Below are 12,133 nucleotides of genomic sequence, written 5' to 3' on the forward strand. Positions count from 1 at the left end.
TCGACGGCCGGAGGAGGGAAGGACCCGTGAAGGGGATCGTCCTGGCGGGAGGGTCGGGCACCCGGCTGTACCCGATGACCGTGCCGGTGTCCAAACAGCTCCTGCCCGTCGGCGACAAGCCCATGATCTACTACCCGTTGTCGGTGCTGATGCTGGCCGGCATCCGGGACATCCTGGTCATCGCCAAGCCGGCCGACCTGCCGCAGTTCCGGCTGCTGCTCGGCGACGGCTCCCGGCTCGGCCTGGCCATCTCCTACGCCGCGCAACCCGAGCCACGCGGCATCGCCGAGGCGTTCCTGATCGGCGCGGACCACGTCGCCGGCCACCCCAGCGCGCTGATCCTGGGCGACAACATCTTCCACGGCACCGCGTTCTCCCGGCTGCTGCGCGAGGAGACCGCCGCGGTCAGCGGCTGCACCCTGTTCGGCTACCCGGTCCACGACCCGCAGCGCTACGGCGTCGGCGTCACCGGCCCCGACGGCACCCTGCGCGACATCCAGGAGAAACCGTCCCAACCGCACTCCAACCGCGCCATCACCGGCCTGTACCTCTACGACCACGAGGTCGTCGACATCGCCAAGAACATCAGGCCGTCCCGCCGGGGAGAACTGGAGATCACCGACGTCAACCGGGTCTACGTCGACCGGGGTCGGGCCCGCCTGGTCGACCTCGGGCGCGGCTTCGCCTGGCTGGACACCGGCACCCCGGAGTCACTGCTACAGGCCAGCGTCTACGTGCAGACCATGCAGGAACGCCAGGGCGTCCGGATCGCCTGCCTGGAGGAGACGGCGCTGCGGATGGGCTACATCGACGCGGCGGCCTGCCACCGGCTCGGCGCCGCCATGGCCGGCTCCGACTACGGCCGCTACGTGATGGACATCGCCGAGGAGTTCGGCGCCTGACCCGTGCGGTCCGCCGTCGCGCCGCAGGCCCGCCGCGCGCCGCCGTCAGCCGGTCGCCAACGGCAGCCGGACGACGAACCGGCAGCCCTCGGCGACGTTGTGCACGTCCACCCGGCCGCCGTGCGCCTCGACCAGCCCGCGCACGATGGCCAGCCCCAACCCGCCGGACCCGGCCAGCGGCCCGCTGCCCGCGTGCGGGGTGCGCGCCGGCTCGCCCCGGAACGCCACGTCGAACAGCCGGGGCAGGTCGGCCTCCGGGATGCCGCCGCAGGTGTCGGCGACGGCCAGCCAGGCGACGTCACCGTCGCGCCCGGCGTTGACCCGTACCGTGCCGTCGGCCGGCGTGTACCGCACCGCGTTGAGCAGCAGGTTGCCCACCACCCGGCTCAACTCGCGCTCACTGGCGGCCACCGTCGGCCAGCCCGAGGCGGCGGACACCAGCCGGATGCGGCGGGCGGCGGCCAGCGGCGCGGTGCCGGCCAGTGCGTCGGAGACCACGTCACCCAGCGGCACCGCCGACAGCGACAGCCGCAGCGCCCCGGCGTTGATCCGGGACAGTTCGAACAGGTCGTCGACCAGCCGGGTCATCCGGTCGGTCTCCACCCGGATGCGGCGGTGGTACTCGTCGACCGTGTCCGGGTCGGCGACCACCCGGTCCTCCAGCGCCTCCGCCATCGCCCGCAGCCCGGCCAGCGGGGTCCGCAGGTCGTGCGAGACCCAGGCGACCAGGTCCCGCCGCCCCTTCTCGATCCGCCGTTCCCGGGCCCGCGCCTGGTCGGCCCAGACCGCCGCCGAGGCGAGCCGCCTGGCGAACAGCCAGCCGACCGCGAGGCTGACCAGGGCCGCCGCCGAGACGGTGATCAACACCACCTCCAGGTCGTGCGGGGAGAGGAACATCGCCTCGGCGATCACCGCCACCCCGGCCACCACCGCGCCCACCGTCATCGCCAGCAGCACCGTGACGTGCACGGTGATGGACCGGCCGCGCAGCAGCCGCAGCACCCCGGCACCGAGCAGCCCCACCCCGCCCGCCGCGACCAGCGCCGCCCCGAAGATCAGCGCCAGGTCAGTCATCGACCGGCTCGTACCGGTAGCCGACACCCCAGACCGTGACGATGCGGCGCGGGTTGGCCGGATCGTCCTCGATCTTCTCCCGCAGCCGGCGTACGTGCACGGTCACCGTGGACTGGTCGCCGAACCGCCACCCCCAGACCCGTTCCAGCAGCTCGGCCCGGGACAGCGCCCGGGTGGGATGCTGCATGAGGTGGGCGAGCAGGTCGAACTCGCGCAGGGTCAGGGCCAGCTCCCGCCCGTGCAGCCGGGCCACCCGGGGGCCGGTCGCCACGGTCAACCCGCCGTCGTCGAGCACCCGCGCCGCCGCCGTGACCGGTTCACCGCCGGCCCGGCGCAGCACCGATCGGACCCGCAGCACCAGCTCCCGGGGGGAGAACGGCTTGCTCAGGTAGTCGTCCGCGCCCAGTTGCAGGCCGAGGATCCGGTCCGCCTCGTCGCCCCGGGCGGTCAACATCACGATGGGTACGCCGTCCGGCCGCTGCCGCAGCCGCCGGCACACCTCCAACCCGTCGAGCACCGGCAGCATCACGTCCAGGACCACCAGCTGCGGCGGCGCGGCGGCCACGGCGGCCAGCGCGGCGGCCCCGTCCCCGACGTGGTCCACCTGGTAGCCGGCGTGCTCCAGATAGCGGCACACCACGTCGCTGACCGTCCGGTCGTCGTCGACCACCAGCACCCGCTGCGCCACCGGCACCTCCCTGTCGTGCCGGTCAGCGTAGCCCCGCGCACCCCGGCCCGGCCCGCCGCAAACCTTGCCAGAGGCTTACGGTCGGCGCGGCTCAGGCCGCCCGGCGGTCCCGGGCCTGCGCACCGTACGGCTGCGCCGCGACCGGGCGGGCCTCGTCGAGGTCGTCGAGCCGCAACCGCCACCGGGACCGCCCGGTGCGCCGCCCCTGCGGCGGGCCGGCCGGACGCGGACCCAGCCGGTACAACAGCACCGTGATCAGGTAGCCACCGACCAGGAACCCGTGACTGACCAGCCGGGGCACCGCCACCTGCGCGGTGACCAGATCGTTGATCGACAGCAGGACCAGGGTGGCGACGAAGGCGCTGAGCATCGGCAACAACCCGGCCGGCGGGGTACGCCGCAGCGCGACGAACAGGAAACCGGCGCCCACCGCCACGTTCCACGCCGCCGACTCGTGCCACAGGTGCTGCCCCGCCGGGTGCAGGTGCTCGGCGTTGACACCCTGACCCACCTGGGCCAACCCGAGGGCGAGCTGGACCGCGCCGAGCAGGCCCAGCGCCGTCCGCAACCCGGTGACCAGCCCACCGCGCCACCGCACGACGCGCCGGGGCGTCGGTGGCGGCACGGCGGCGAGGATCGCCCCGGTCAGGTCCGGTGCCGTCGTCACCACCCGGGTCCGGGCCCGCCGGGTCACCATCGCGGCGACCCCGTGCCAGGCACGGCAGTCCGCGCAGCCGTCGAGGTGCGCCTGCACCGCCACCCGCTCCTCGGCGGTCTCCTCCCCGTCGAGCTGGGCCGACAGGATCTCCCGCCACGATGCGCACCCCATCGGGCGATTGTCGCTCATCCCGGCACCCCGCCGGCGCAGCGCTCCGACAGGGCGTACCGCGTCAGCACCACGTCGCCGATCTGGCGTACCTCGGCGACCCGGGCCCGCCGGCCCGGATGCCACGGGAACGCGCCGTCACCGACGAACCGGGGGGCCCGTCGGTCGCCGACGAAGAACGGGGCGACCACGAGGTGCAGCTCGTCGGCGAGGCCGGCGGTCAGGAACTGGGCGTGCACCGCCGCGCCGCCCTCCACCATCAGCCGCCCCACCCCCCGGCCGGCCAGGTCGGCCAGCACCCGGGCCGGGTCCAACGGGTCACCGGCGTCGACCACCGTGGCCAGCCCGGCCAGCAGCTCGGTGGTCGTGTCCACCGCCGGTGAGGCGCAGTAGACGACCTTCTCGGCGTCCCCGACGGTGAAGAAGCGGGCCTGCGGGTCCAGCAGCCCCCGGGCGGTCATCGTCACCTTCACCGGCGACGGCGGCAACCCGGCGGCCTGCCGGGCGGCCCGCAGCCGCGCCGAGCGGACCACCAGCCGGGGATCGTCGGCCCGGATCGTGCCCGCCCCGACCAGGATCGCGTCACACCCGGCCCGGACGGCGTCGATGCGCTCCATGTCCTCGGCATTGGACAGCAGCAGCCGCTCCTGCGTGGCGTCGTCGATGTAGCCGTCGATCGACGTGGCGCAGCTCAACAGCACGTACGGCCGCCCGGTCGACGCCGGCACGGCGGTGGCTGTTGTCGCCGGCACGGCGGTGGCCGCCGTCCCGGCCGGTACGACACCCATCTCAGTTCAACGACGGCAGGTCGACGGCCCGGGCGGCGGCCCGGCTGGCCTTCGCCGCCAGGTAGTCGGCGTTGGCGGGGGAGAGGAACACCCCGGTCGGCACCACCTCGGCGACCGTCACCCCCAGCCGGGTCAACTGCTCGGCCTTGTCCGGGTTGCTGCTCAGCAGCACCAGCTCCGGCACCTCCAGCACCGCCAGCATCTGTGCGGCGGCCCGGTAGTCCCGTTCGTCCTCGTCGTGCCCGAGCGCCACGTTCGCCTCGTAGGTGTCCAACCCGGCGTCCTGCAGGGCGTACGCGTCCAGCTTCGGGTAGAGGCCGATGCCGCGCCCCTCCTGCCGCAGGTAGAGCAGGAAACCCCCGGCGTCGGAGATCCGCTGGACCGCCTCGCGCAGTTGCGGGCCGCAGTCGCAGCGCTGGCTGCCGAAGACGTCCCCGGTCAGGCACTCGCTGTGCGGGCGGACCAGCGGCGCCGCCCCGCCCGCCGCGTGCCGGCGCAGCGCGCCCGCCCAGTCGCCCAGCCCGAACGCCAGGTGCTCCCGCCCGTCCACCAGCCCGTCGAAGGAGAAGACCCGGGCCGTGGTGGCGTACCCGTCGGGGAACCGCAGCGGGACGGTGACCTGTGTCCGGACCGTCGCGGCCGGCAGTGCGTCGTACATGTGTCTCCTCTGTCAGGCGCTGCCGGCGAGCCCGGCAGCGGGTACCGGTGAGGAACCACCCTGGCTTCCCACCGTACGGTCACCCGGTCGTCCACGCAGCGCGGACGGGCGACCCCGCAGCACCAGCACGGCGGCGCCCGGCAGGGCCGCCACCAGCACCAGTGCTCCGTACACCAGGGCGGTCGCCACCCCCTCGGCGGCACCGAGGCCGGCGGCCCCGAACGCCCAGGCGGCGACGCCCTCGCGCGGGCCGAAACCCGCCATGTTGGCGGGCAGGCCCATCGCCAACAATGCCAGCAGGGTCAGCGGCACCAGCACCGACAACGGCGCGGTGACCCCCGCCACCCGGGCCGCGAGCACGAACGTGCCCAGGTGGCAGCCCACCACCACGGTCGAGGTCAGCAGCACCCCCGGCCCGGTCCGCCGGCCCAGCAGCCCGGCCCGCACGTCGGCGACGGCGGCGCGCACCGCGCGGGCCCGCCGCGACGGCCCCGACCGGGGCAGCGCCCGCACCAGCACCACCAGCACCAGGCCCACCGCCACCGCCACCGCCGTCACCGTCGGCAGGTACGGCCGCACCGGCGACGGCAACGCCAGCAGCAGCGCCACCGCCAGCACCACCTGGACCAGCTGCCCGGCGGTCCGTTCCCAGACCACCGCCCGCACCGCCCGGCCCAGGTCACCGGCCTCCCGGCCGTGCCGTACCGCCCGGTGCACGTCGCCGAGCACCCCGCCGGGCAGCGTCGCGTTGAGGAAGACCGCCCGGTAGCAGTCGGCCACCGCCGTGCCCAGCGGCAGCCGGACGCCGAGCGCCTCGGCGACCAGCCGCCACCGCCACGCGCAACCGACCGCGGCCAGCGCGCCCAGGGCCAGCGCGGCCAGCACCGCCGGGGCGTCGATCCGGCGCAACCCGGCCAGGGCCGGGCCGGTGCCCAGCCACCACAGCAGCGCGCCGACCAGGGCCACCCCGCCCAGATTGCTCACCCAGGCCCAGGCCGTACGGGCACGGGCGGGTGACGTGCCGGTGGCATCGGATGACACGCGGTTCCTCCTCCGGAGATCCTGTCCCTTCTCACGTACCGGCCGGCGAACCGGTTCATTCCACCCCGGCGAGCAGGTCCTCGTGGCCGACGGTGACGGTGAGCCGACCGGCCGCCGCCTCGGCCCGCCGCCACCTGGCGTACCCGGCGGTCCGGTCGGCCAGGTCGGGGCGCTGCTCGACGGCCGCCTCCAGCCAGCCGTCGAACCACTCCACGATCAGCTCCGCCTGCTGCGGCCCGAGCCGCCACGGGGTCTCCCGCACGGTCACCGGCATCCCGTGCCCGGCGAACTCGGCGACGGTCGCCCCGGCGGCGTCCGGGCCGAGCAGCACCCGGCCGTCGACCGTACGCCGCTGGTGGGCGTCGAAGGCGGCGGCGATCTCGGCGTCCAGCGGGTCGGCGGGGTCGAACCGGACCCGACCGACCACCGAGAGCACGAACAGGCTCGGGCAGCCGACCCCGACGCAGGCGGCCACGATCCGGGCGATCTCGTCGGGGGTGAGCATGTCCAGTAGCGCCGACGCGGTGACCAGGTCCGCGTCGGCCAGGTCGGCGGCGGTCAGCCGGGTGATGTCGCCCCGCCGGGTGGTCACCTCCACCGGGCTGCCGTCGGCGGCCACCGGCACCACCGCGCCGGCCCGCTCCAGCAGCCCCGGGTCCCGGTCGTGCAGCACCCAACGCTGCGGGCCGGGCAGCAGCGGGGCCAGCCAGCGCAGCATCGACCCGGTGCCGCTGCCCAGGTCGTGCACCACCCACGGCCGGTCCCCACGCAGCGACGTGACGGACCCGACGCCGGCCACCAGCATCCCGGGCCCGCCCTCACCGGCCGGCGACAGGTCCGACGCCCCGGCACCGGCGGCCGGTCCGGTGCCGGTGAGCCGGGCGCGGAGCAGGTCGACCAGCTCCCCGCTGCGGGCGTCGGCGTCGGCGGGTTCCCGCAGCCGCAGCCAGTCGGCGAACGGTTCGGTGGCGTACGCGGTCATGTCCTCACTCCGTCCAGCACCTGGCAGATCGTCGTCACGGTGCCCGGCCACCCGGGCAGGTCGGCCCGCCGGCCCCGGGCCGCGTGGCGCAGCCGGTCCCGCAGGTCGGCCGAGTGCAGCCAGCGGCGCAGGGCGCCGGCCAGGGCCACCGGGTCGCCCGGCGGCACCAGCACGCCGGGCGCGGCGCCGTCACCGGCCCGGCCCAGCGCCTCCGGCACCCCGCCGACCGTGCTGCCCAGCACCGGAATCCCCCGGGCCACGGCCTCGACCACCACCATCCCGTAGGTCTCTGCCCGCGACGGCAGGACCAGCAGATCCGCCCCGGCGTACGCCGCGTTCAACGCCGGCCCGGTCAGCGGGCCGTGCCAGCGCACCCGTCCGGTGAGCCCCTCCCGGTCCACCCGCTGCCGCAACCCGGCCACGAAGGCCGGGTCACGGTCCAGCGCGCCGACGCAGTCCAGCGTCCACGGCCGGTCGACCAGCCCGGTCAGCGCGTCGAGCAGCACGTCGTGCCCCTTGACCGGGGTGACCGCCGCGACGCAGAGCAGCGCCGTGCCGGCGGCCGTGCCGGGGGCGACGTCGGCCGGGTCGACCCCGGGGACCGCCACCGTCACCCGGTCCGGCGAAACCGGATGCCTGGCCAGCAGCAACTCCCGGGTCCAGCCGCTGGTGGTGACGAGCGCATCGGCCAGCGGCAGGGCGCGGGCCTCGGCGTCGTCGCCGAGCGGCATGTGCACCAGCACCACCTGACGCAGCCGGCCCGCCTGCGCCGCCAGCAGCTCCGGCACGGTCGAGGCGACCAGCCCGTCGTAGAGCACCGCAGCCCCGTCGGGCAGGGCCGCGAGCAGCCCGGCCAGCCGCGCCCGCGCCGCCTCGTCGGGGTGCGGCCAGTTCCCGGGTACGCCGTGCTCGCGCACCGTCCAGCCGGCCGCCGCCAGCCCGGCGCAGACCCGCCTGTCGTACGCGTTGCCGCCGCTGGGGGTGGCCGGGTCGTCGATGTCGCCGGGCAGGACGACGTGCACCGCCCGCACGGGCTACAACGACCGCTCGTAGCTGGCCCAGGCGATGTGCGACTCGTGCAGGGTGACCGTGAGCCCGGCCAGCTCCCGGGCACCCGCGCCGAGCCCACCGGCGTGCACCCGGTCGGCGAGCCGGTCGGCGATGGCCCGGCACAGCACCTCGGTGGTGGTGTTCTGCCCGGCGAACGCCGGCTCGTCGTCGAGGTTGCGGTACGTCAGGTCGGCCAGCACCGCCTTCAGCTCGTCGGTCGCCCGGCCGATGTCCACCACGATGCCGTCGTCGTCGAGTTCGGTGCGGCGGAAGGTGGCGTCGACGACGAAGGTCGCCCCGTGCAGCTTCTGCGCCGGCCCGAACACCTCCCCCCGGAAGCTGTGGGCGATCATGATGTGGTCCCGTACGGTCACGCTGAACACGGCGTCTCCTCGTCGTAGGTGATCAGGTGGCACAGCGCGGGCAGGTCGCCCGAGGCCAGCCGGTCGAGCACGGCGGGCAGCTCCGCGAAGCGGGACCGCCCGGTCAGCAACGCGTCGAACACCGGGTCGGCGAGCAACTCCAGGGCGAGCGTCAGCCGGTCGGCGAAGCTCCGCCGGGACGCCCGCGCGGGGGACACCGTGCCGACCTGGCTGCTGCGGACCGTCAACCGGCCGGCGTGGAACGCCCCACCGAGTGACAGCTCCACCGGCCGGTCGCCGTACCAGCTCAGCTCGACCACGGTGCCCTCCGGGGCGAGCAGGTCCAGGCTGCGTTGCAACCCGGCGGCGGTGGCGCTGGCGTGCACCACCAGGTCCCGGCCCCCGGTCGCCGCCGCAGGCAGGGCGAAGTCGACGCCCAGCGCCGCGGCGACCGCCGCCCGCGCCGGATCGGCGTCGACCAGTTCCACCCGTACCCCGGGGAACCGGGCCAGCAGGGCCGCCACGCTGCACCCCACCATCCCGCCGCCGACCACGCTGACCCGGTCGCCGACCAGCGGGGCGGCGTCCCACAGCGCGTTGACCGCCGTCTCCACCGTGCCGGCGAGCACCGCGCGGGCCGCCGGCACGTCGTCCGGCACCGGGATCACCGCCGAGGCCGGCACCACGTACGCGCTCTGGTGCGGATGCAGGCAGAACACCGTCCGCCCGCGCAGTGCCGCCGGGCCGGCCTCGACCACCCCCACGCTGAGGTAGCCGTACTTGACCGGGGCGGGGAAGTCGCCCTCCTGGAACGGGGCGCGCATCGCCGTGTACTGGCCCGGTGGCACACTGCCGGTGAACACCAGCGTCTCGGTGCCGCGGCTCACCCCGGAGTAGCGGCTGCGGACCAGCACCTCGTCGGGGCCGGGCGTGGGCAGGGTCACCGGCCGCAGCTCACCGACGCCGGGGGAGCGGAGCCAGAAGGCCCGGGCATCGTGGATCACGCGGGTTTTCTCCTCTTCTGCCGGCGGAACCGAACGAAACGGCCGCGTCCTGCGTACCCACTGCCGAGGTCGTCGATCATAAACACGGAGGCAGGGTGTCCAGGGTTCGAACCGGTCCGGTGCTCGGCCTGACCGCACAGACCGTCCTGCTGGCCGGGCTGGCCGCGACCGTCGGGCTCGACGTCGCCGGCTGGCTGGCCGGCCTCGGGTACGGCGTGGTCACCTGCGTCGCGTTGCAGCGCGGCCTGCGCCACCGGGGCGTCGACCGGCTCGGGCCGGCCGACCGGGTGACGCTCACCCGGGGGGTGCTGGTCGGCGGGGTGACCGCCCTGGTCGTCACCGGGTTCTCCGGTCCGACCCCGCTGTCGGTGCTGGTGCCGATGACGGCGGTGGCGCTGGCCCTGGACGCGGTGGACGGCTGGGTGGCCCGGCGCACCGGCACGGCCAGCGCGCTCGGCGCGCGCTTCGACATGGAGGTCGACGCGTTCCTGATCCTGGTGCTCAGCGTCCAGGTGACGCCGGTGGTGGGGCCGTGGGTGCTCGCCATCGGCGGGTTGCGCTACGCCTTCGTCGTCGCCGGCTGGCTGCTGCCCTGGATGCGGGGGACGCTGCCGCCCCGTTTCTGGCGCAAGGTGGTCGCCGCCACCCAGGGGGTGCTGCTGCTCGTCGTCGCCGCCGACGTGCTGGCCCGGCCGGTGACCGCCGTGCTGGCGGCGGTGGCGTTGGCGCTGCTGGTCGAGTCGTTCGGCCACGACGTCGGCTGGCTGTGGTGGCACAGGTCGACCCGGCCCGCCCGGGTCGCCGCGCCGACGCCGGTCGCGGCACTGCCGGGCGTGGCGCCGCTGCCGGCTGTCGCGGCGCTGCCGTCCGTACCATCGGTGCGGCCCCGGGTCGATTCGATCACCGACCGGTCGTTCGTCGCCCACCAGCCGGTCTGAGCCGGCCCGCCGACCCGGCCGCGCGCCGGGACCCTCCCCAGGAAGGACCATCCGGAGTGTCGTTGTTGTCACGCCTGCGTCGCCCGAGCACGGCAGCCGAGCCCACCGGCCCTTCCGGGTCCGACGCGCCTGCCGGGCCCGCCGACGGGGCCGACGCCGCCGGTCCGCCGCCGCCGGCCGGGGCGGGCCGGGGACGGTGGCGTACGGTCGCCGGGCGGGTGACCACCGTGCTGGCCGGGCTGCTGGTCCTGGCGGTGCTGACCGCGCCGGGCCGGTTCGACCAGCTCACCCCGATGGCGTTCCTGCGGGTGCCGGTCGAGGCGCTGGTCGCCGCCGCCCTGCTGCTGGCGCTGCCCGGCCGGGCCCGGCGACCGGTCGCGGTGGCGGTCGGGGTGGCGCTGGGGCTGGTGGCCGTCGTCAAGGTGCTCGACCTGGGCATGTCGGCCAGCTTCGCCCGCCCGTTCGACCTGGTCCTCGACTGGGTGCTGCTCGACGACGGCTACGCCTTCGTCACCGACTCGGTGGGCTCCGGCGGCGCGGTCGCCGCCGCCGTCGGTCTGGTCGCCCTGGTGGTGGCCCTGCTGGTGCTCACCACCCGGTCGGTGCTGCGGCTGACCCGGCTGACGACCGGGCACCGCCGGACCGCCGTACGGGTGGTGGCCGGGCTGACCGCCGTCTGGGTGGCCGCCGCGACGCTCGGGGTGCCGGTCGCCGACTCGGGCACGGCGACCCTGGTCGGGCAGCACGTCGGCCAGGCCGGTGCGGGCCTGCGCGACCGGCGGGAGTTCGCCGACCAGGTGGCCCGGGACGCCTACCGGGACACCCCGGGTGACCAGCTGCTCACCGCGCTGCGCGGCAAGGACGTGCTGCTGGCCTTCGTGGAGAGCTACGGCCGGGACGCCGTCGAGGACCCGGAGTTCGCCGGTGGGGTCGGCGCGGTGCTCGACGGGGGCACGAAGCGGCTGGCCAAAGCCGGGTTCACCGCCCGCAGCGGCTTCCTCACCTCGCCCACCTTCGGCGGGGGGAGCTGGCTGGCCCACGACACGCTGCTGTCCGGGCTGTGGATCGACAACCAGCAGCGCCACGACAGCCTGCTGGCCAGCGACCGGCTGACCCTCAACAAGGCGTTCCGGCGGGCCGGCTGGCAGACCGTCGGGGTGATGCCGGCGGCCACCTCACCCTGGCCGGAGGGGGCGTTCTTCGGCTACGACCGCTACCACGACGCGGCGGGGCTGGACTACCGGGGCCCGCAGTTCAGCTACGCCCCGATGCCCGACCAGTACACCCTGGCGACGTTCCAGCGCCGGGAGCGGACCCCGGGCCACGCCCCGATCATGGCGCAGATCCCGCTGGTCTCCAGCCACTCCCCGTGGGGGGCGATCCCCCGGATGCTCGACTGGGAGCACGTCGGTGACGGCTCGATCTACCGCCGGCCGACGTCGGTGGCGTTCAACCCGAAGGACGTGGTGGGGCGCAGCACCACCGAGGTGCGCACCGGCTACCGGCGGGCCGTCGAGTACTCGCTGAACAGCCTGATCTCCTACGTCGAGACGTACGGCGACGACGACACGGTGCTGGTCTTCCTCGGTGACCACCAGCCGTCCCCGCTGGTCACCGGCCCGAACGCGAGCCGGGACGTGCCGATCACCGTGCTCGCCCGCGACCCGGCGGTGCTGGCCCGGGTGTCCGGCTGGGGCTGGCAGGAGGGACTGCGTCCCGGCCCGGACGCCCCGGTGTGGCCGATGGACACCTTCCGCGACCGGTTCCTCGCCGCCTTCGGCCCGCAGCCGCCCGCCCACGTCGCCGCGCCGCGCTGAGGT

13 protein-coding genes are annotated in these 12,133 nt (G+C 75.6%); 3 read left to right on the forward strand and 10 right to left on the reverse strand.

The window, feature by feature from the left end; genetic code table 11:
* The first annotated feature begins 26 nt into the window (after positions 1 to 26).
* Entirely contained in the window at positions 27 to 902 is an 876-nt protein-coding gene (gene rfbA / locus JQN84_RS22430; RefSeq protein ID WP_204960500.1) for a glucose-1-phosphate thymidylyltransferase RfbA, read from the forward strand.
* A 45-nt stretch (positions 903 to 947) separates the two neighbouring features.
* On the opposite strand, the gene JQN84_RS22435 is transcribed toward rfbA, so the two are convergent.
* The 10 genes from JQN84_RS22435 to JQN84_RS22480 form a co-directional block, all read right to left on the reverse strand.
* Positions 948 to 1,976 carry a sensor histidine kinase gene (locus tag JQN84_RS22435; protein ID WP_204960501.1) on the reverse strand — a complete coding sequence of 343 codons (1,029 nt, stop codon included), beginning with the start codon at positions 1,974 to 1,976 and terminating at the stop codon, positions 948 to 950.
* Entirely contained in the window at positions 1,969 to 2,664 is a 696-nt protein-coding gene (locus JQN84_RS22440) for a response regulator transcription factor (protein WP_204960502.1), read from the reverse strand. The genes JQN84_RS22435 and JQN84_RS22440 overlap by 8 nt, the downstream gene beginning before the upstream one ends.
* A gap of 91 nt (positions 2,665 to 2,755) precedes the next feature.
* The gene (locus JQN84_RS22445) at positions 2,756 to 3,493 is read right to left on the reverse strand and encodes a zf-HC2 domain-containing protein (protein WP_204960743.1); all 738 of its coding nucleotides are present in this window, start codon (positions 3,491 to 3,493) and stop codon (positions 2,756 to 2,758) included.
* 14 nt (positions 3,494 to 3,507) lie between these two features.
* A complete protein-coding gene (locus tag JQN84_RS22450) occupies positions 3,508 to 4,278 on the reverse strand; it encodes a RibD family protein (RefSeq protein ID WP_204960503.1) in 771 nt (256 codons plus the stop codon).
* Between the two features lies 1 nt (position 4,279).
* On the reverse strand, positions 4,280 to 4,936 hold the full coding sequence (locus JQN84_RS22455; protein ID WP_204960504.1) for a GTP cyclohydrolase II: 657 nt from the start codon (positions 4,934 to 4,936) through the stop codon (positions 4,280 to 4,282).
* A gap of 12 nt (positions 4,937 to 4,948) precedes the next feature.
* The gene (locus JQN84_RS22460; protein WP_204960505.1) at positions 4,949 to 5,977 is read right to left on the reverse strand and encodes a lysylphosphatidylglycerol synthase domain-containing protein; all 1,029 of its coding nucleotides are present in this window, start codon (positions 5,975 to 5,977) and stop codon (positions 4,949 to 4,951) included.
* 55 nt (positions 5,978 to 6,032) lie between these two features.
* The gene (locus JQN84_RS22465; RefSeq protein WP_239485954.1) at positions 6,033 to 6,959 is read right to left on the reverse strand and encodes a class I SAM-dependent methyltransferase; all 927 of its coding nucleotides are present in this window, start codon (positions 6,957 to 6,959) and stop codon (positions 6,033 to 6,035) included.
* Positions 6,956 to 7,990 (reverse strand): glycosyltransferase family 4 protein, encoded by a 1,035-nt coding sequence (locus tag JQN84_RS22470; protein WP_204960506.1) that lies wholly within the window; start codon positions 7,988 to 7,990, stop codon positions 6,956 to 6,958. The genes JQN84_RS22465 and JQN84_RS22470 overlap by 4 nt, the downstream gene beginning before the upstream one ends.
* A gap of 3 nt (positions 7,991 to 7,993) precedes the next feature.
* Positions 7,994 to 8,392 (reverse strand): 6-pyruvoyl trahydropterin synthase family protein, encoded by a 399-nt coding sequence (locus JQN84_RS22475; protein WP_204960507.1) that lies wholly within the window; start codon positions 8,390 to 8,392, stop codon positions 7,994 to 7,996.
* A complete protein-coding gene (locus JQN84_RS22480; RefSeq protein ID WP_204960508.1) occupies positions 8,380 to 9,375 on the reverse strand; it encodes a zinc-dependent alcohol dehydrogenase in 996 nt (331 codons plus the stop codon). Before JQN84_RS22480 ends, JQN84_RS22475 begins: the two co-directional genes overlap by 13 nt.
* Positions 9,376 to 9,470: 95 nt before the next feature.
* Here JQN84_RS22480 and JQN84_RS22485 point away from each other — a divergent pair, with 95 nt between their 5' ends.
* Both JQN84_RS22485 and JQN84_RS22490 read left to right on the forward strand, forming a co-directional pair.
* Complete coding sequence (locus tag JQN84_RS22485) at positions 9,471 to 10,313, forward strand: CDP-alcohol phosphatidyltransferase family protein (RefSeq protein WP_204960509.1); 843 nt, start codon at positions 9,471 to 9,473, stop codon at positions 10,311 to 10,313.
* 56 nt (positions 10,314 to 10,369) lie between these two features.
* Complete coding sequence (locus JQN84_RS22490; protein ID WP_372446007.1) at positions 10,370 to 12,130, forward strand: sulfatase-like hydrolase/transferase; 1,761 nt, start codon at positions 10,370 to 10,372, stop codon at positions 12,128 to 12,130.
* The last annotated feature ends 3 nt before the right edge of the window (positions 12,131 to 12,133 follow it).

It is taken from the genome of Micromonospora humidisoli, from assembly GCF_016900955.1.
Taxonomy (GTDB): domain Bacteria; phylum Actinomycetota; class Actinomycetes; order Mycobacteriales; family Micromonosporaceae; genus Micromonospora; species Micromonospora wenchangensis.